Below are 18,892 nucleotides of genomic sequence, written 5' to 3' on the forward strand. Positions count from 1 at the left end.
TTTTGCCGATGCTAGCCGCCACCGATCAGCACACCGGCTGCAAACACCAGCGCGCCGCCCAGAACCACCTGAAACGCGGCCCGCAAGAACGGCGTTTGCATGAACCTGTTCTGGATCCACGCAATGGCCCAGAGTTCGACAAACACGACGATGATAGCGATTGTCGTCGCGGTCCAGAAATCCGTAATCAGGTAGGGCAAGGCATGACCAAGGCCACCAACGGTTGTCATGATGCCCGATGCAAAGCCGCGTTTAATCGGTGAACCGCGGCCGGAAATGACACCATCGTCATGGGCGGCTTCGGTAAAGCCCATAGATATACCGGCACCCACTGATGCGGCCAGACCAACAAGAAAGGTCGTCCATGTGTCTTGCGTTGCAAAGGCCGTGGCGAAGATCGGAGCAAGGGTGGATACGGAACCATCCATCAATCCGGCCAATCCGGGCTGCACCCATGTCAGAATGAACTGACGATGCGCGACTCTGTCTTCGCGGTCCTTTTCATCTTCCGGCAGATGCGAGTCGGTCAACTCTCCGGCCAGTTCTGTGTGGCCCTGCTCTGCCGCAGCCAGGTCGCCCAATAGCTTGCGCGTCGAGGCATCCTTGGTGCTTGCAGCGGCGCGCTGATAAAAGGCGGCCGCATCGCGCTCCATCATTTCCGCCTCGTCGCGGATACGCTCTATCCCCAAATTCTCGACCAGCCAGATCGGGCGCCGGGCGTAGAACCCCGACACATGTTCGCGGCGGATCAGGGGAATGACGTTGCCGAAACGCGCGGTGTGCAGATCAATCAGGCGGCGGCGGTGTTCGTTTTCTTCGTCCGCCATGCCGTCGAATATCTTGGCAGATGCGGGAAATTCGGCGCGCAGCATTTCTGCATAGCTTTGGTAAATGCGGCTGTCGTCCTCTTCGGACGAAATGGCGAGGGCAATAATTTCCTGCTCTGACAAGTCGGAAAACCTGCGGCGGTTCGAAACACCGGGGATCATCGAACATCTCCTAAATTAGAATGGTTCTAAGATATTGGATCGAGGGCGCAATTCAAGTGAGAAGATGTCGCAACAAAAACTGAACCGATCAGTTCACTTTTGACTTGCCATAACTAAACCGATCTGTTCAGTTATCCAAACCAAACAGTTCAGAATGGAGATAAACATGAAACCTGTTCTTTTTGCCCTTGCCACCATCGCCCTGATTGCGCCCACCCTGCCTGCCGCCGCCGGCGGCATCATCTTCACCCTTCCCAGTCTGACGTTTCCGGCCCCCACGACACCGGACACGACCAAGACTTGCACAAGGCCCGCCACCCTGAACGGCACCTGCCCTTCGCCGCGCAACTAGGTGGGCCGCATTGCGTCCCCTGCCCGACGCGTGCGGCTTGCTGTAACTGAACTGTCCAGTTTATAGTTCGGTTCAGTGGGGGAATGTTGATGGGCACTGATCCGGTTCAGATCAAGAAGGGTCGCAAGTTCGATCAGGTGCTGGAAGGCGCGCGTCAGGTCTTTATGACCGACGGCTTCGAAGGCGCAAGTGTGGACGATATCGCCCGAACTGCGGGCGTATCCAAGGCAACGCTGTACAGTTACTTCCCCGACAAGCGGCTGTTGTTCATGGAAGTGGCGACGACAGAATGTCAGCGTCAGGCGGATACTGCCGTGGCAACCATCGACATGACCAAAGGGCCGGCATCCGTTCTACGCGAGGCGGCGCGCCATCTTTTGACGTTTTTTCTGTCGGACTTTGGACAGCAGATGTTCCGTATTTGCGTGGCGGAATCAGACCGGTTTCCCGATTTGGGGCGCAAGTTCTACGACTCCGGTCCTTGCGTGGTGCAAAGCACGCTGACCGGCTATTTCGAAAAGGCCATCCTGCGCGGCGATCTGGTGATAGACGATCTGCCTTTGGCGGCGCATCAATTTGCCGAGCTTTGCAAGGCGGACCTGTTTCCAAAGGTGATCTTCGGTGTGAAAAGCACCTTTGCCCAATCCGAAATTGACCGCGTCATTGACGGCGCAGTATCAACATTTCTGGCGCGGTACGGCGCGGCGCCCTAGTCGAAGCCCACCTTCACTCCACCAATAAGAAAGGACCGGAAGACCGGTCCTTTCTTTCGCAAGGGCAATCGGGTGCGCCTTCCCTAGTAGATGACGACTGAACGGATGCTTTCGCCCGCATGCATCAGGTCGAACCCTTTGTTGATGTCGTTCAGACCCATGGTGTGGGTGATCATCGGGTCGATCTCGATCTTGCCATCCATATACCAGTCCACAATCTTGGGCACATCGGTCCGGCCGCGCGCGCCGCCAAAGGCGGTTCCGCGCCAGCTGCGCCCTGTAACCAACTGGAATGGCCGGGTCGAGATTTCAGCGCCAGATGGCGCCACGCCGATGATGATCGACTCGCCCCACCCCTTATGTGCCGATTCAAGCGCGGTGCGCATGACGTTGACGTTTCCGGTCGCGTCAAAGGTGTAATCCGCACCGCCCTTGGTCAGGGCGACCAGATAGGCCACCAGATCGCCATCCACCTCTTTCGGGTTAACAAAATCGGTCATGCCAAAGCGGGTCGCCATCGGGATTTTGTCAGGGTTGATGTCAACACCCACGATCTGATCCGCGCCGGCAAGGCGCAGGCCCTGAATGACGTTCAGGCCAATGCCGCCCAAACCGAACACAATCGCACGGCTGCCGATTTCGACCTTGGCTGTGTTAATGACAGCGCCGATGCCAGTCGTGACACCGCACCCGATATAGCAAATCTTGTCGAACGGGGCGTCCTTGCGCACTTTGGCAAGGGCGATTTCCGGCAAAACCGTGTGGTTCGCAAAGGTAGAGCAGCCCATGTAATGCAGGATCGGATCACCATCGAGCGTCGAGAACCGGCTTGTGCCATCGGGCATAAGACCCTGACCCTGCGTCGTGCGGATCGACTGGCAAAGGTTTGTTTTCGGGTTCAGGCAGTAGTCGCATTCGCGGCACTCCGGCGTGTACAGCGGGATAACGTGATCGCCCTTTTTCAGGCTGGTCACACCGGGGCCGACCTCGACAACAATACCCGCACCTTCATGGCCCAGAATTGCCGGAAAGATACCCTCCGGGTCCGCGCCGGACCGCGTAAATTCATCTGTGTGACAAATTCCGGTCGCCATGATTTCCACCATAACTTCGCCGAAGCGCGGGCCGTCAAGGTTGACCTCCATCACTTCCAGCGGTTTTCCGGCCTGAACGGCAACTGCGGCACGGGTTCTCATACGGGCATCCTCCATGTATAGAATTGCGAAGACCCTGTGCCAAAGTGCCAGGCTTTGCAACCTTGGGGGACTTTTTGCCATGAAATTTCTTGGATTTATTCCCGCGCTCTTTCTTGTGACAGCCTGTGCAACTGCACCGGCCAATCAGCCGTCCACCGAAGACGTCATAACCCCGGACGCGCCGGGGCTTATGGAACGTGAACCCGACATCTGCGGCGCTACAGAATACGTCCAGTTCATCGGCCAGCCACAGTCCATTCTGGACAGCCTGACCATCGCGCGAAAGTATCGCGTGACAGAGTTCGGCGGGATCGTGACGCAGGAATATAACGCCTACCGGATCAATTTCGCTCTTGCTGCGGACGGCACGATTTCCGCCGTATCCTGCGGATAACCTGATAATTTCAGGCGGATAAAACCGCCTGAAACCGGTCAGGCGTTCTACATCCGGTAGTCAGAGTGGCACGCCTTGCATGCGCCACCAAGATCCCCGACAACCGCGGCAAGCGCTTCTTTTGTCGTCGCCGTTTCGACAACTCTTGCCGCCGCCAAAAGCGCGTCGGACTTTGCAACGAAGTCATCCCAGTTCGTCCATATCTCTGCCTTAGCTTCGGATACGGGGTCAGCCTCCCGGGGTTCGAACAAAGCAGGGACCAGCGCGGCCTTCTCGGCAATGGTTGACGCAGCAGCACTTGCAGCGGTCGCATCAAAGGCAATCCTGCCTCCTGCCATACCACCCAGAATTTTTGTACTGGCACCAATCGCGCTCATCGCATCCATCCGTGCCTTAACAGTCGGGTTGCTTACCCCGTCTTTCGCAACGGCAACGGTTGCAAAGACGAGAACAGACATAACGGCTAGGGAAGCCTTCAAGTGCATTTCAAATTCCTTTTGTTGGGCATGATTACTGGTCACGCGTCTAAAACCATCAGACGCGGCCAGATGGTAGCGCGACTGTTTTGCATTTAAATCAACAATTTCTTGATCAGCGTCTTTCGGCCCCCGTATGGTGCCCCGAAACGAAAAAACCCGCGCATTTCTGCACGGGCCTTTGTGTATTGATTGTCCCCGATGTCGCAGGCTGGGTGGGGGCTGTTAATCCACGACACCGGGGTAGCGCTTGCGTCGCTATGAGGATGGTATGACCCCGCAATCGGGCGCTCGAATGGAACATCAAAGACACTGCGCGGGTGTTTTCATGGCGACAATAGGGCGGGGTTGATTTGTTGCGGCAAGGGGTTCAGACTTTTTCCATGACGCTTCAGCCACCCACCCCTTTTTCACAATCCTCGCGTGTGCCCGAACAGGTCGCTTTCGACCGGACAGAGATGGGTGAGATTCTGGCAATTTATGGCCGGATGGTCGCCGCAGGCGAGTGGCGCGACTATGGCATTTCCTGCCTGCGCGAGGTGGCCGTGTTTTCCGTCTTTCGTCGCACGGCTGAAAACCCGCTGTACCGGATCGAAAAGCGCCCGAAACTGCGCGCCAGGCAACAGCTTTATGCAGTCATTGGCATGGATGGTCAGGTTCTGAAACGCGGGGCTGATCTGAAGGCGGTCCTGCGGGTTCTGGAACGCAAGCTGATCCGGCCCGTCGACTAAAGCCGCTTGCGCGAGCTAACGGGCCCATCGCCCTGCGCATCAATCCTGCGGATCGCCTTTTCAACGGGTTCATAGGCCACAGCCATATGATGACCATTCGCATGAATCATCGTTTCCGAATCGACCATCATCGCGACATGACCTTTCCAGAACAAAAGATCCCCGCGTTGCAGCACGGCCCCTTCGGGCAGTTCATCGCCAAGCACCGCCTTTTGCATATCGCTGTCCCCCGGGCAGGGAATCCCGCACGCCAAAAGCGCCGCTTGCACCAAGCCGGAACAATCGACACCCGTGCTACTGTTGCCGCCCCAAAGATAGGGCGTGCCAAAGAACAGCTGCGCCACAGAGGCCGGGTCACTGAAGGTATTCCCGATCGGACGAAGGTGCTGTTTCGGAATAAACTGGTCGCTGTCGGTCTGGAAGAATTTCTTGACCTCGTGAACCACCGTCACCTGCGCCCCGAAGGTCAGACGCTGGATGTCCGGTGATTTTATATCGTCGCGCTGATACAGATGTGACGCAGGCGTCATCACCCAATGCGTCGGCGCGGGGCCTTCCTCTAGCTGCATCGAGGCAACATAACCGACGTAACCGTCTTTTTCCGACTGCCCAAAGGACCAGCCGTCGCGGTCTTCGAGCACATTGAACCGGTCCCCGAACACCAGCTGTCGTTCACGGGCACCACCGGGTTCGCGCCGGATGTCGGCAAGCGTCATGGCAACGCGGTGCTCGGTGCCGACGACAAAACGATCCGCCTGCACCTGACCTTGCAGGTGCAACGCGGCAACACGGCCGTTTGCGGGGGTAATGCGCCGGTCCATCACAGGCCCAGCATCTTTGGAAGTGCGTCCAAAATCGCGCGTGCGCCCATGCCGACGCCGCCCTTGGGCCGCGCCGGTGCGGCGGTGGGTTGCCAGCCGTAAATGTCGAAATGTGCATAGCGCGGGGTAAGGTCAACAAAGCGGCGCAGGAACAGTGCCGCCGTGATCGACCCCGCCATGCCGCCCGATGGCGCATTGTCCAGATCCGCGATGCCGGGTTCGATCATCGCCTCGTAGGGGTTCCAGAACGGCATGCGCCACACCGGATCGCATACGGCTTTTGCCGCAGCTTCAAGCGCCGACACGATCGCCTCGTCATCCGTATAATAGGGCGCCAGATCGGGGCCGACGGCAACGCGCGCAGCCCCTGTCAGCGTGGCCATCGAAATGATGACCTCTGGCGTTTCTTCGTCCGCCAGCGCCAGCGCGTCAGCCAGAACCAACCGCCCCTCGGCGTCGGTATTGTTGATTTCGACCGTCAGCCCCCTGCGTGACGTCAGAATGTCCTGCGGCCGGAACGCATTGGCGCTGATCGCGTTTTCAACCGCAGGCACAAGCACCCGCAGCCGAAGTTTCAGCCCCAGCGCCATGATCATATGTGCCAGACCAAGCACCGTCGCGGCCCCGCCCATGTCCTTTTTCATTAGGCCCATGGACGAGCCGGGCTTGATATTCAGACCGCCGGTATCAAAACAGACCCCCTTGCCGACGAGGGTCAGCTGTGGGCCCGTTTTTCCCCAACGCATGTCCAACAGCCGCGGCGCACGCGATGACGCGCGACCAACCGCATGGATCATCGGCAGGTTTTCCCGAAGAAGATCGTCGCCCGCGATGACCTTCGTCACGGCGCCGTGCTGCGCGGCAAGGCTAAGGAACGCAGCTTCCAACTCGTCCGGCCCCATGTCAGATGCCGGGGTGTTGATCAGATCACGGGTCAGCGCCTCGCCCGCTGCGATCACCTCTATGCGGTGCGCGTCGACGCCCTTCGGGGCCTTCAACATCGCCTTTAGCGGTGACTGGCTGCGATAGCGGTCGAACCGGTAGCCCGCCAGCAGCCACCCCAAGGCGGTTTCCGCCAGCGCATCGCCCGACACGCCGCTCTCAATATGATACGTTCCTGCGGGCAACATATGTGCGATACCGGCCACCTGGAACCGCCCGCGCGACCGGGCCTTTGCATCGCCATATCCGACAGCCACCAGTAACGGCGCACCCTTGCCATCCGGCACCGTGCAACATGTGCCAAGCGCCCCGGAAAACCCGTTGATGCCCAGCCAGGCCTGCGCCGCACTATCCTGACGGGCAATCCAAGTGGCAGCATCATCCGCCTCAATCACATGGATCGGGGTCGATTTGGCATGGTCGGCAGCAAAGAACAGGGACATGGCACGCTCTATCAGCAGTTTCAATGACGTCAGCCTATCCTTTACACAGCCCCCCGCAAGGGCCGATCATACCGACAGGTCCTGAATATCCCAGATCGCGGTCAATGATCGTGCGCCGATCCGTTCCAACCTGCTCAATGTTGCGGCAAGCGCCGTGGCCTCAGGCGCGGCGGCGCAATCGCGCACATCGGCTGACACCTGCGCAAGGCTGGTCATGCCGACCTGATCGGCAATCGCGATAAGGCCGCGTGCCCCCCTGTGCACCACGTCGATCTCGCCGCGCTGAAAGGCCAGCGAAATAGCCGACATCCGCGTTGCCAGCTCCTCCATCGCGCGGCAAACAACATCTGCCGCCCCCGCCTCGCCAAGCTGCCGATAAAGCTCTGACAAGCGGTCTGCATCCAACCGGACCGATTCGCTCGGCCGGAGTACTGTAATATTATCCACGCTCTCACCCTTATGGTTCTTGCCCCCAAGTGACGGGGAAATTGAACCCGACGTCTTTCAAAAGGTTGAACGCCAGGGATAGAAATCTCTCGAAATATGCTTAAATGCAGCATAGATAGGCTCGAGCACAATAAAAGGGACAGACGCATGGATCACGTCAAGGCGCTACCTTCGTATCTGGTTCAACGGTATCAGGGCTGGAAAGCCACAACATACTCCGAGAACAAAGTCTGGTATCGCCGCCTTGCAGACGATGGCCAGCGGCCCCGCGCGATGGTGATTTCGTGTTGCGACAGCCGTGTTCACGTCACCTCTATCTTTGGTGCCGATCAGGGCGAGTTCTTTATTCACCGCAATATTGCCAACCTTGTGCCGCCGTTTATCAATGACGGCGATCACCACGGAACCTCTGCGGCAATCGAATATGCGGTGACTGAACTGAAGGTTGCGCATCTGATTGTGCTGGGGCATTCCAATTGCGGCGGCGTCAAAGGGTGCATGGACATGTGTTCGGGCCACGCGCCGACGCTAGAGAAAAAGACCAGCTTTATCGGTCGCTGGATGGATATTCTGCGCCCCGGATACGAGCGTATTGCAGACATAAAGGACGACACAGAGCGGATGCGCGCCCTGGAGAAAGAGGCGGTCCTGATTTCCCTGCAAAACCTGATGTCATTCCCCTTTATCAAAGAGGCCGTCGAAGCCGAGCAGATGACACTGCACGGCCTTTGGACCGACATCGGCGAAGGCGGTCTGGAATATTATGACGGCGAGAAGAACGCGTTCTTCAAAATCTGAGCGCCGTCAGGGATGCCCACAAAAAAACGGCCCCGCGAAAGGGGGCCGTTATGACTTGATCTCCGTCAGGCCGTTCAGCCCTTTTTGAGGATCCGGTTGCCCAGCGTTTCGGCAATCTGAACCGCGTTCAATGCAGCACCTTTGCGAAGGTTGTCGCTGACGCACCACAGGTTGAGACCGTTCTCGATCGTGACGTCCTGGCGGATGCGGCTGACGAATGTCGCGTATTCGCCGACGCATTCGATCGGGGTGATGTAGCCGCCCGCCTCGCGCTTGTCGATGACCATGACACCGGGGGCTTCGCGCAAGATGTCGCGGGCCTCGTCCTCGTCCAGGAATTCCTCAAACTCGATGTTGATCGATTCCGAATGGCCAACAAACACGGGAACGCGCACGCAGGTCGCAGTCACCTTGATCTTGGTGTCCATAATTTTTTTGGTCTCGGCGACCATTTTCCATTCTTCTTTGGTATCGCCCGAGTCCATGAAAACGTCGATCTGGGGAATGACATTGAACGCGATCTGGCGCGGGTAGACCGACGGTGCAACCTCCTGGCCGGGAACATACATGCCCTTGGTCTGGTTCCACAGTTCGTCGATTGCCTCTTTTCCCGAACCGGAAACCGATTGGTAAGTCGAGACGACGACACGCTTGATCCTTGCGCGCTGGTGCAGCGGGTTCAAGGCAACAACCATCTGCGCGGTCGAGCAGTTGGGGTTGGCGATGATGTTTTTCTTGGAATAGCCAACAATAGCGTCCGCGTTCACTTCGGGCACGATCAACGGCACATCGGGATCATAGCGGTAGAGCGACGAGTTATCTATGACCACGCAACCACAGGCGGCAGCCTTGGGCGCATAGATCTTCGTTGCGTCCGATCCGACTGCAAACAGCGCCATGTCCCAGCCGGTGAAATCAAAGGTGTCCAGATCCCTGGTTTTCAAAGTTCGGTCGCCAAAGCTGATTTCGGTGCCCAAGGACTTGCGCGAGGCAAGAGCAACGATTTCATCAACGGGGAACTCGCGCTCCGCCAGAATGTTCAGCATTTCACGGCCCACGTTACCTGTGGCGCCAACGACGACGATCTTGTAACCCATCTTGGATCTCCTAATGTCACGCTTCGGACGGGGCCTCTTACTCTGTGCCGGAGGGCGTGAAAAGGGCCTGTATGTGAACGAGGCGCGGGATTTGATTGACATTACCCCAAAAGAGACACATATGCCCGTTGTGTAGTCCGGCTGCCGCGTGAGCAGCCCGCCTTGAGCGGCGCGACAACACCATTATACACGACGACCGGCGAAAGCGCGCGGCGTCACACACCAAGTTCCCATTTCACGCGGGGTTCTGGCGGATTTCACGGCCCCGAGACATTCGGTCAACGGGCGAGAGGCGATCCGCAACCGCAGAGCAACGGCCCGATTTTCGGGCCTGAACCGCTGTATTTTGCAGGGCGTGCCGTTGCTGGCCCGCCCCATGAAAGGGTCATTATGACCACCTTTGCAGATCTGGGCCTGTCCCCGACACTTTTGAAAGCCATCACAGACGCTGGCTATAACGAACCAACCCCGATCCAGGAACGCGCAATTCCGCTGCTTCTGGACGGTCATGACCTTATGGGTCTGGCGCAAACCGGCACTGGCAAGACCGCCGCCTTTGGCCTGCCGATCATTGAATCGCTGATGAGCGACGGGTTTCCCCCCGCGCCCAAAACCGCCAAGGCCCTTATCCTTGCGCCGACGCGCGAACTGGTAAACCAGATCAGCGACAACCTGCGTGGCTTTGTCAAAAAGATGCACCTGCGCGTGACAACCGTCGTCGGCGGCCAGTCGATCGGCGTGCAGATCAAGAACCTTGAAAAAGGGACCGATATTCTGGTCGCGACTCCCGGTCGTCTGATGGACCTTCTGGACCGTCGTGCGGTCTCGTTGGAAAAAGTCCGCGTTCTGGTGCTGGACGAGGCTGACCAGATGCTGGACCTTGGCTTCATCCACGCGCTGCGCAAGATCGCGCCGCTGTGTGGCACTCCGCGTCAGACGATGCTGTTCTCTGCGACGATGCCAAAACAGATGGCGGAACTGTCCGCCGCGTATCTGACCAACCCGCGCCGCGTGCAGGTGGCTACACCCGGTCAGGCTGCTGACAAGGTTGTCCAGTCTGTGCATTTCATCTCGAACCGGTCCAAGGCCGATTTGCTGAAAACCTGTCTGGAAGAAAATCCTGACGGTCTGGCGCTTGTCTTTGCCCGCACCAAACATGGCGCGGAAAAACTGATGAAGCATCTGGTCGAGAAAGGCTTTCGTGCGACGTCGATCCACGGCAACAAGTCGCAGGGCCAGCGCGACCGCGCAATCAAGGCCTTTAAGGAAGGGTCTGTGCGCATTCTGGTTGCGACAGACGTTGCTGCCCGCGGCATCGACATTCCGGGTGTAAGCCACGTCTACAACTACGAATTGCCCGATGTTCCCGAGAACTATGTGCACCGCATCGGCCGGACGGCCCGCGCCGGACGCGATGGTCAGGCTGTTGCGTTTTGCGCGGCTGCCGAAGTGGACCAATTCAAGGCCATCGAAAAGCTGATGGGGATTAAAATTCCTGTCGCCAGCGGCATCATGCCTCCGGCAGAGGCTCCTGAACCACGCGGTCGCCCACAAGGCCGTCGCCCCGGAAATGCCGGTGGTGGTCGTCCGGGCGGCAAGCCCTCGTTTGGCGCCGGAAGGCCAGAACAGGGACGTCCGGCAAAACGCGGTCGTTCAAAGCAAAAGACGGCCTAAGACCAACCGGTCTTCGGTCTGAAAGGCCCGCCGAAGTCATTTGATTTCGGCGGGCCTTTTCTTATCTGAACAACAAGATGGGGATCGGACAGGACCGGATCATTTCGGTCGTGGTCGAACCGATGATCAGGCTGCGGATGCGCGAATGGCCATAGGCCCCCATCACCAGCAGGTCCGCCTTGCCGCTTTTCACCCGTTCGGAAATCACAACGTCAGCCTGACCGGACACGATGTCTGTGTCGACGTCATAGCCTGCATCCCGCAAAACCGCCGCAGCACCTTCAAGCTTCCGCTTGGCTTCGGTCGTTGCCTCTCCGACGGTCAGCACATGGCATTTCAGCCCTACAAACAGTTTGCTTTGCGCGACATGTTCGACGGCCTTCAAGGCGCTGGCACCACCGTCGAATGCAATCAGAAAGTCGTTAACAGGTTGGAAGGCCCGCGATGCGACCAGCACAGGTTTCTTGCTGGACCGCACGACGCGCTCCAGATTCGACCCAAGGTGCATTTTGGCGAAATCTGCCGCCTCGCCGCGTTTGCCGATAATCACCAGATAGGCGTCGGCTTCCATAGCCAGCAGGGTTTCAACCAGGTCCCCGTTACGCAGCTTTGTGGTGACCTCGGTCACCCCCGCCGCCTCGATCCGCGCTTTGGCATCTTCGAGAATCGCCCGCCCGCGCTTTTGCGCCAGCTTGGCTCTGGCCGCGTCCAGCTCTGCCAATTCGGCCAAAAGCGCGGTGCGCGCGCCAAGCCCGATGTTGCCCGACAGGTTGGACGGCGCGCCACCTTCGCGGCGCCCCAGAACATGCACGACCTCGACCTGGGCGGTCTTGCCTTTGGCGACCCAGACAGCATGGTCACACACGCTTTGCGAATAGGTCGAGCCGTCTACCAATGCGATAATTTTGGTCATGTCAGTGCCCCATCAGGCGATCCATCGCGCCCGGTTTGTCATGAATGGCCAGCTTGTCCACGATGGTTTCGCTGGCCTCGTTCATTCCGATTATGTCGACCTCGGCCCCTTCGCGGCGGAACTTCAGCACGACCAAGTCCAGCGCCGCAACGCTGGAAATATCCCAGATATGCGCATGGCTGACGTCGATTGTGACACGCTCCAGCGCCTCGTTAAAGTCGAACGCCTTGTTGAAATCTTCGACCGACGCAAAGAACAATTGCCCTGCAACGGTATAGGTTCGCGCAAGGCCGTCGTCGGACAAGGCCGAGGTAACACGGAAGATCTGCGCGATTTTTCCGGCAAAGAAGATGCCCGACAGCAAGACGCCCGTCAGCACCCCGATGGCAAGGTTATGGCTGAACACCGTGGTCAGGACTGTGGCCAGCATGACGATGGAAGAGCTTGTCGGATGCGTGCGCAACTGCGTCAGAGACGACCAGCTGAACGTGCCGACAGACACCATGATCATGATCGCAACCAGCGCCGCCATCGGGATCAGGGACACGACATCACCCAGAACCACGATCAGGAACAGCAGGAAAACACCGGCAGCGAAACAAGACAGCCGCCCCCGCCCGCCGGATTTTACGTTGATCATGGATTGCCCGATCATCGCGCACCCCGCCATGCCGCCGATAAAACCGGTCGCGGTGTTGGCAAGACCCTGCCCGATACATTCGCGGTTCTTGTCGCTGCCCGTGTCGGTCAGATCGTCAACAACCTGCGCTGTCATCAGGCTTTCCAATAGACCTACCGCCGCGATCCCCGCGGAATATGGAAGAATGATTTGCAGCGTTTCCAGAGTCAGCGGAATTTGCGGGATCAAGAACATCGGAAAGGTCGACGGCAACTCTCCCATGTCGCCGACATTCCGCAGGTCCAGATCAAAGAACAACGTGATCGAGGTAAGAACGACGATGGTCACCAAGGGCGACGGAATCGCGGTGGTGATGTAGGGAAAGAGATAGATGATGCCAAGACCACCGGCGACCATCACATAGGTCAGCAAGGGAACATTCGTCAGTTCCGGCAACTGCGCCATAAAGATCAGAATCGCCAGCGCGTTCACAAAGCCGGTCATCACCGACTTGGACACAAAGCGCATCACATAGCCCAACCTCAGCAATCCGGCACCGACCTGAAGCAAACCCGCCAGAACCGTGGCCGCCAAAAGGTACTCAAGCCCGTAATCCTTGACCAGTGTCACCATCAAAACCGCCGTCGCGGCCGTTGCTGCCGAAATCATGCCGGGGCGCCCACCAGCGATGGCCGTGATCACCGCGATAGAGAAAGAGGCATAAAGGCCGACCTTCGGGTCCACGCCCGCAATGATTGAAAACGCGATCGCCTCGGGGATCAGCGCAAGGGCCACCACAAGGCCGGCAAGAAGATCCGGGCGGATATTGCCCAGCCAGTCACGGCGCAGGACATTCATGAAATCGGAGTTCAGCATGGTATCTCCCGGGTCGTTTTCGGCCAATTACCCAACGCCGTCTATTGTATATCCTCACACTTGGCCACCCACCGGGACACTTGCGCCGCCCTTAGTCTTTTCGGTCCTGACTGAACAAATATATCGCGGCGCCGATAAGGGACGACAGGCCAAAGAACAGAAAAAGCATGCTGTAGGTCTGTGCAGAGCTTGCATCGGTGATGTCGGACGCATGATGGATACGGCCACTGACCAGCTGCATAATCCCGACGCCGCCAATCCCGAACAGGTTCATGAGGGTCACGCCCCGCCCAGTCAGATGCGGCGGGAAAAAGCTGCGTCCATGGGCGATGATGACGGGAAACGAAGCGCCGAAAAACCCGACACATGCCAAAAGCATCGCGGACACCCAGTATCCCTTGTCAGGGACGGCAAACAGCGTCAGGCACGCCATCGCACCGATCACGTTGCCGATCAGCACAACCCATTTGCGGGTTCCCAGAATTCTGTCCAACGGGCCGTAGGCAAAGTTGCCCGCGACCATCGCCAGCCCCATGATCAACGTCACCCGACCGATGCCCCCCGCGTCTGCACCAAACACATCGGTGAAATAGGGGCCGATCCACAAACCTCTGATCCCTGCGGCGGGGGCATAGTTCACGAACATCATCGGAAAGATCAGCCAAAGGGCGGGAAGCTTCAGCAGATCAAGCAAGGAGCCCTTGAGGGTGCTGTCCAGCTTTGGCGGGTCTTTGACGAACGCGAACACGAATGCCGCGACGGCCAGAGTCAGCACCGCCAGCCCCAACAGGGACTCTCGCCAGCCGAAGGTGTCTGCCGCCCATGCAAGAGGCGCTGATCCCGCAATATTCCCGAGCGATCCGAACCCGATCATCGCCCCCGCCAACGTGGCAAAGACGGCGGGAGAATAGGTGCGGGCGAAAATATAGTAGGACGCCATCAAAACGGGCGAACAGCCGATTCCGATCAGGACCATCGACGCCTGAAGCGCAAACGGAGACTGCGCCGAGGCAAAAACCGCCGCCCCGCCCGCGCCACCCAGTGCCAGCAGCGTCGATGCCGTCAGGCGCGGCCCGATTTTGTCCAACGCCCAGCCAACGGGAATTTGCATAGCGGCAAACACCAGAAACCAAAGACCGGATGCACGCGACAGATCGTCGGCGGTCGCCCCCAGATCGGCGGACAGGACCGGCGACAGAACGGCCAGAAAAGCGCGGTAGAACTGGCTTAGCACATAGGCCAGCACAAGGCAGAATATTCCGAACCGCATGGCCCCTCCGGTATTTTTCAGCAACTTGCATATTGTGCGGGATAACAACAAGGGCCGATCGCAGGCTGCCGGAGAGGCATGCACATGCCCCCCGCTTTTTGGCGCATTTCGAAACTTCCACAAAAGCCCCGCAGTTTTGCCACAAATGCAGGCCATTTCTGGACTCAACAGCACTCGAAAATTCGAGTAATCAAGAGTCTAGCGAAGAATCGCCGGGCGAAGTACAGGCAGAAATACATGACCCCGAGTGATCCGCTTTACCAGTTTCAATGGCATTTTCAGCGTCTTGGCGACATCGAGGCGATCTGGGCCGATTACGCGGGCAATGGCGTAACCGTCGCGATTTATGACGAAGGCGTCGAGGCGACGCATGTGGATCTTGCAGAGAACTACAGCACCGCCCTTCACTTTCGTTCGGGCAGCACGATTTATTCCGGCGACCCCAACAATGCGACGACAGATGCGCATGGCACGGCCGTGGCCGGCATCATCGCGTCCGTTGCGAACAACGATACGGGCGGTGTAGGGGTTGCCTGGGGTGCCACGATCACTTCTGTCAAAATTCTGAACACACCGATCGCAGGTAACGCCTCTTTGTCACTTGCCGCGATGCAATACACGAAGACCTATGATGTCGTGAATAACAGCTGGGGGTACGGCGCGTCGTTCAGCAGCACACTTAGCATTACAGATCCGCAAAGCGCGGTCGCGGGAACCGTTGACGCCTTTGTGGCTGCGGCTGCAACGGGTCGCGGCGGGCTGGGAACAATCTTCGTTCAGGCGGCCGGCAACGAGAACTCCAACGTCAACGGGTCCGGCGTCAATGCCACGCAGACAACGATCGTCACGGCGGCTACGACCTCTATCGGCTATGTCGCCAGCTATTCCAACCACGGCGCCAGCGTTCTGATCTCGGCGCCAGCCGCCGGATACACGACCGACCTTAGCGGTCAAGGCGGGTTCAACAAGACCGGGCAGGCAGACCTCGATTCCCTTGCGGACACGGATTACACCAGCATTTTCGGCGGCACGTCCGCCGCCACTCCGGTTGTGTCCGGTGTTGTCGCCCTGATGCTGGAGGCGGCACCGGAACTTGGCTGGCGCGATGTGCAAAACATATTGGCCTTTTCTGCCGCCCATACCGGTTCAACCCTTGGTGCCGCGAACCTGTACTCCTCTGAATCGGCGGCCTGGCAGGTCAACGGATCCGCGAACTGGAATGGCGGCGGGGTGACCTATTCGCAGGATTACGGTTATGGAATGATCGACGCGTTTGCCGCTGTCCGCATGGCCGAAGTTTGGGTCGCCCTGCAAGAAGAGGCTGCAACGTCTGCCAGCATGCGGACCGTCACCGCGCAATCGGGCAATGATGCGATTGTGATACCGGACACCGGACATACGTTTGTCTCGGTCTATATGCCGACCGACATCGAGATCGAGCATGCTTATGTCACAATAGATATCAGCCACACCAACGCTGGCGATCTGCGTCTTTCTCTGGTGTCTCCGGATGGCGACCTGACATTGCTGATGGATCAGGAAATCGGCTATTCGGCCAATGGTCCGGGCCTTGAATGGACCTTCGGCGTCGCAGGCCTGCGCGGCGTTTCGTCGGTTGGCACATGGAAACTGCTGGTCGAGGATCTGGCCGCGTCATCGACGGGGCAGGTGGATGCGTTTCAGGTCCAGTTCGTCGGGCAGACTGCCGATTCCAACGACATCCATCATTTCACGAATGATTTCCTGGCCTACGCGGGCCTTGACCAAAGCAGACAGATCATCAGCGACACCAATGGCGGCATTGATTGGCTCAACTTTTCCGCCATCGCGCAAAACGTGACAATCACGTCGTTGAGCAGCGGCCCGATCTACGTCAATGGCGTTCAGTGGGCGTCGATCGACGCCGACAGCGCATTCGAGAATGTCGTCACAGGCGATGGAAACGACGCCATAACCGGCAACGATCTGGACAATACCCTGCTTGGCATGCGCGGCGATGACATTCTGAACGGCGCGGGCGGCAATGATACAGTGCAGGGCGGATCGGGCGATGACCTTTTGAACGGCGATCCTGGCGATGACACCTTGATCGATGGCTTCGGACAGGACCAATTGCGCGGGGGTGATGGCCACGACAAACTCGTCTCGACCTCTGGGCTGAACCAGCTGTTTGGCGAAGCGGGAAATGACTATTTGACGGGCGGGAACCAGAATGACACGCTTTTTGGTGGCGACGGGAACGACGTGATCCGCGGCGATGCCTTTGCCTCGTTTCTGGTCGGGTCCGATACGATCATCGGTGGCACCGGCGATGACATCATGGCAGGCGGTGAAGGTGCCGATGTGTTCGTGTTCAACCCGAATGACGGTCACGACACAATCGCCGGTTTTGATGCGGTTGTGACCTATGATGCGGCAAGCGGTTATGTGCCATCGGGCCTGATTTCAGATTTCCAGGTTGGGATCGACACCATTCGCCTTGACGGGTTCCAATCCCTGTCGGCGCAAAACATCGGCACCTTTCTGACAGATACCAATGAGGGCGCGCTGCTGGATGCAGAAGGAACGCAAGTGCTGTTCTACGGCCTCGCGGCGGCGTTGATCGGGGCGGACAGCTTTGTCTTCGCCTAGACTGTGGATCAATGTTGGTCAGGACTGAACACAGGGTCATCGCGGCGGCAACCGCCGCGTTTGTTGCCGGTGCGCTGGTCTATCCCTACCGCGACTGGTCCGGGCAGTCCGGCGGCCTGTTTCTGGAATCCTATCCGGCCTTTGCCCACGCGCTTTTCTTCACGCTGTTATGGGCCTTTCCGTTCAGGTCGTTGCGTTCGGCCATAACCGGGGCTGCGCTGATCTTGGGCCTGATCACGATGTTCGAACTGATTCAAAATCAACACATTTTTGCGCAGATTGCGCCATGGCTTCCCGAAGGCATTGCGGATTACGGCCGAGTAGGCATCTATGACCCCCAAGACATTGCAGCTGGCGCATGCGGAGTGATCTTCGCAACATTTGTGGCCGTGCTAGTGATGCGCAAAAAACGCAGAGGCTACGAGTAGAGATGGATTTTTTAGTAAAAAGCGGTGTGCTTTTGGCATGTGCCATGACGGTTATGGCATCCGGTGGCGGCGGGGGCAGCAGTTCGGGTGTGTCGGGGGGCGTTCCCGTTAACATTCCCGCGCCCGCCTACGTCAAATACGCAGAGGTCGCGGAAAATGAAAGCGCCTTGGGCGGGTCATCGCTGCGCAACCCCGCGAATGTGGCTGGCGGAACGCCCGATGTCGTCACGCTTAGCGGGACGATCACCCATTCCAGCGGCGCAATCGAGCTGGATGATGGCACATATCAGTTCGTCGACATAGATGGGCCAGATGCGAACACATTGGCCTACAGCGACGCCTCAAATGCGACGATCACAAAGTTCGCACTGCTTGACACGTCCGCCTATGACTACCTCATCGCCGGGCGGCAGTCGTATACCGACACAAACCAATCGTATGAAAACGTATTGATTTCAGGTATCGCGACAAATTCAGCGGACATGCCGAAAAGCGGTCAGGCGACCTATGTCGGGACAGCAACGGCAAGCGTTTTCGACGCAAACGGTAGCTACGTCCTGACCAACGGGACAAGTAACATCGTTGCGATATTCGCCGGTAATGGAAGTGTGAACGCGACCCTGAATAGGTTCGCTGATACTTCGGGGGTGGTCCCGATTGATACGATCAAACTGCTAAATATGACAATTGCGGGGAACTCCTATTCAGGTGGCACCCTCGCCACCGAACTGAAGGGACAAACGGTCGATGCAACCGGCGGCGGAACATCGGCAGCCAAAGGGACGTTCTTTGGATATACCGCATCGGGCAAACCGGCGGAAACCGGCGGCGTGTTCATCAAGACGGGTGATGCCGGCCAGATTTCCGGTGCGTTCCTTGGGAAATAGACATCGTATCCCAATAGGATAACCAAAACTGCAGAAGCGACGAAACGAGACAGCAGATTTCTGCTCCCTTTCCGAAGAGGGGAAATATATCGTTTGGATGTGCGATCCCCCCAATCATTCGGGCACCTCGATTTTTACGAGTTTTCAGCTCCACACCTCGGCGCTACCGGTTTGAAGGTGGCCGGAGACCACTGA

19 protein-coding genes are annotated in these 18,892 nt (G+C 58.2%); 9 read left to right on the top strand and 10 right to left on the bottom strand.

Translation table 11 applies throughout. The features are described from left to right. Positions 1-11: 11 nt before the first annotated feature. Complete coding sequence (gene mbfA, locus ACEN2R_RS17540; protein WP_442043980.1) at positions 12-989, bottom strand: iron exporter MbfA; 978 nt, start codon at positions 987-989, stop codon at positions 12-14. 166 nt (positions 990-1,155) lie between these two features. On the opposite strand from mbfA, the gene ACEN2R_RS17545 reads away from it, so the two are divergent. Together ACEN2R_RS17545 and ACEN2R_RS17550 are read left to right on the top strand one after the other, a co-directional pair. Next, positions 1,156-1,341: a hypothetical protein gene (locus ACEN2R_RS17545; RefSeq protein ID WP_442043981.1), complete on the top strand. Its 186-nt coding sequence runs from the start codon at positions 1,156-1,158 to the stop codon at positions 1,339-1,341. Between the two features lie 89 nt (positions 1,342-1,430). Next, positions 1,431-2,054 (top strand): TetR/AcrR family transcriptional regulator, encoded by a 624-nt coding sequence (locus ACEN2R_RS17550; RefSeq protein ID WP_442043982.1) that lies wholly within the window; start codon positions 1,431-1,433, stop codon positions 2,052-2,054. 83 nt (positions 2,055-2,137) lie between these two features. Here the strand turns inward: ACEN2R_RS17550 and ACEN2R_RS17555 are convergent, their stop codons facing one another. Continuing rightward, the gene (locus ACEN2R_RS17555; RefSeq protein ID WP_442043983.1) at positions 2,138-3,250 is read right to left on the bottom strand and encodes an S-(hydroxymethyl)glutathione dehydrogenase/class III alcohol dehydrogenase; all 1,113 of its coding nucleotides are present in this window, start codon (positions 3,248-3,250) and stop codon (positions 2,138-2,140) included. A gap of 79 nt (positions 3,251-3,329) precedes the next feature. Here ACEN2R_RS17555 and ACEN2R_RS17560 point away from each other — a divergent pair, with 79 nt between their 5' ends. Beyond that, positions 3,330-3,644, top strand: coding sequence for an I78 family peptidase inhibitor (locus tag ACEN2R_RS17560; protein ID WP_442043984.1), 315 nt, complete (start codon positions 3,330-3,332; stop codon positions 3,642-3,644). A gap of 47 nt (positions 3,645-3,691) precedes the next feature. Here the strand turns inward: ACEN2R_RS17560 and ACEN2R_RS17565 are convergent, their stop codons facing one another. Then, positions 3,692-4,129, bottom strand: coding sequence for a c-type cytochrome (locus ACEN2R_RS17565; RefSeq protein WP_442043985.1), 438 nt, complete (start codon positions 4,127-4,129; stop codon positions 3,692-3,694). Between the two features lie 374 nt (positions 4,130-4,503). On the opposite strand from ACEN2R_RS17565, the gene ACEN2R_RS17570 reads away from it, so the two are divergent. Further along, complete coding sequence (locus ACEN2R_RS17570; protein ID WP_442043986.1) at positions 4,504-4,851, top strand: DUF2794 domain-containing protein; 348 nt, start codon at positions 4,504-4,506, stop codon at positions 4,849-4,851. Here ACEN2R_RS17570 and ACEN2R_RS17575 read toward each other — a convergent pair. From ACEN2R_RS17575 to ACEN2R_RS17585, 3 genes are all read right to left on the bottom strand, one after another. Next, positions 4,848-5,675, bottom strand: a complete 828-nt coding sequence (locus ACEN2R_RS17575; RefSeq protein ID WP_442043987.1) for a C40 family peptidase — start codon at positions 5,673-5,675, stop codon at positions 4,848-4,850. The two genes, ACEN2R_RS17570 and ACEN2R_RS17575, sit on opposite strands and share 4 nt — an antisense overlap. Beyond that, the gene (locus tag ACEN2R_RS17580; RefSeq protein ID WP_442043998.1) at positions 5,672-7,057 is read right to left on the bottom strand and encodes a leucyl aminopeptidase family protein; all 1,386 of its coding nucleotides are present in this window, start codon (positions 7,055-7,057) and stop codon (positions 5,672-5,674) included. Before ACEN2R_RS17580 ends, ACEN2R_RS17575 begins: the two co-directional genes overlap by 4 nt. A gap of 66 nt (positions 7,058-7,123) precedes the next feature. Then, the gene (locus ACEN2R_RS17585; RefSeq protein WP_442043988.1) at positions 7,124-7,504 is read right to left on the bottom strand and encodes a hypothetical protein; all 381 of its coding nucleotides are present in this window, start codon (positions 7,502-7,504) and stop codon (positions 7,124-7,126) included. 147 nt (positions 7,505-7,651) lie between these two features. Between ACEN2R_RS17585 and ACEN2R_RS17590 the strand changes: the two genes are divergently transcribed. Then, the gene (locus ACEN2R_RS17590; protein ID WP_442043989.1) at positions 7,652-8,302 is read left to right on the top strand and encodes a carbonic anhydrase; all 651 of its coding nucleotides are present in this window, start codon (positions 7,652-7,654) and stop codon (positions 8,300-8,302) included. Positions 8,303-8,376: 74 nt separating this feature from the next. Here ACEN2R_RS17590 and ACEN2R_RS17595 read toward each other — a convergent pair whose 3' ends face one another. After that, the gene (locus ACEN2R_RS17595) at positions 8,377-9,399 is read right to left on the bottom strand and encodes an aspartate-semialdehyde dehydrogenase (RefSeq protein ID WP_442043990.1); all 1,023 of its coding nucleotides are present in this window, start codon (positions 9,397-9,399) and stop codon (positions 8,377-8,379) included. Between the two features lie 390 nt (positions 9,400-9,789). Between ACEN2R_RS17595 and ACEN2R_RS17600 the strand changes: the two genes are divergently transcribed. Continuing rightward, positions 9,790-11,073, top strand: a complete 1,284-nt coding sequence (locus tag ACEN2R_RS17600) for a DEAD/DEAH box helicase (protein WP_442043991.1) — start codon at positions 9,790-9,792, stop codon at positions 11,071-11,073. A gap of 61 nt (positions 11,074-11,134) precedes the next feature. On the opposite strand, the gene ACEN2R_RS17605 is transcribed toward ACEN2R_RS17600, so the two are convergent. The 3 genes from ACEN2R_RS17605 to ACEN2R_RS17615 all read right to left on the bottom strand — a co-directional run bounded on the left by ACEN2R_RS17605 (position 11,135) and on the right by ACEN2R_RS17615 (position 14,751). Then, a complete protein-coding gene (locus ACEN2R_RS17605) occupies positions 11,135-11,986 on the bottom strand; it encodes a universal stress protein (RefSeq protein ID WP_442043992.1) in 852 nt (283 codons plus the stop codon). A gap of 1 nt (position 11,987) precedes the next feature. After that, positions 11,988-13,463 (bottom strand): SulP family inorganic anion transporter, encoded by a 1,476-nt coding sequence (locus ACEN2R_RS17610; RefSeq protein WP_442043999.1) that lies wholly within the window; start codon positions 13,461-13,463, stop codon positions 11,988-11,990. A 109-nt stretch (positions 13,464-13,572) separates the two neighbouring features. Further along, positions 13,573-14,751 carry an MFS transporter gene (locus tag ACEN2R_RS17615; RefSeq protein WP_442043993.1) on the bottom strand — a complete coding sequence of 393 codons (1,179 nt, stop codon included), beginning with the start codon at positions 14,749-14,751 and terminating at the stop codon, positions 13,573-13,575. Between the two features lie 237 nt (positions 14,752-14,988). On the opposite strand from ACEN2R_RS17615, the gene ACEN2R_RS17620 reads away from it, so the two are divergent. Genes ACEN2R_RS17620 through ACEN2R_RS17630 form a run of 3 tightly spaced genes read left to right on the top strand, consistent with a single transcriptional unit; the run spans position 14,989 to position 18,697 of the window. Further along, a complete protein-coding gene (locus tag ACEN2R_RS17620; RefSeq protein ID WP_442043994.1) occupies positions 14,989-17,382 on the top strand; it encodes a S8 family serine peptidase in 2,394 nt (797 codons plus the stop codon). An 11-nt stretch (positions 17,383-17,393) separates the two neighbouring features. After that, positions 17,394-17,810 (top strand): hypothetical protein, encoded by a 417-nt coding sequence (locus ACEN2R_RS17625; RefSeq protein ID WP_442043995.1) that lies wholly within the window; start codon positions 17,394-17,396, stop codon positions 17,808-17,810. A gap of 44 nt (positions 17,811-17,854) precedes the next feature. Then, positions 17,855-18,697, top strand: a complete 843-nt coding sequence (locus ACEN2R_RS17630; protein WP_442043996.1) for a hypothetical protein — start codon at positions 17,855-17,857, stop codon at positions 18,695-18,697. Positions 18,698-18,892: the final 195 nt, after the last annotated feature.

The sequence above is a fragment of the Pseudogemmobacter sp. W21_MBD1_M6 genome (assembly GCF_052119585.1).
Taxonomy (GTDB): domain Bacteria; phylum Pseudomonadota; class Alphaproteobacteria; order Rhodobacterales; family Rhodobacteraceae; genus JBGQOJ01.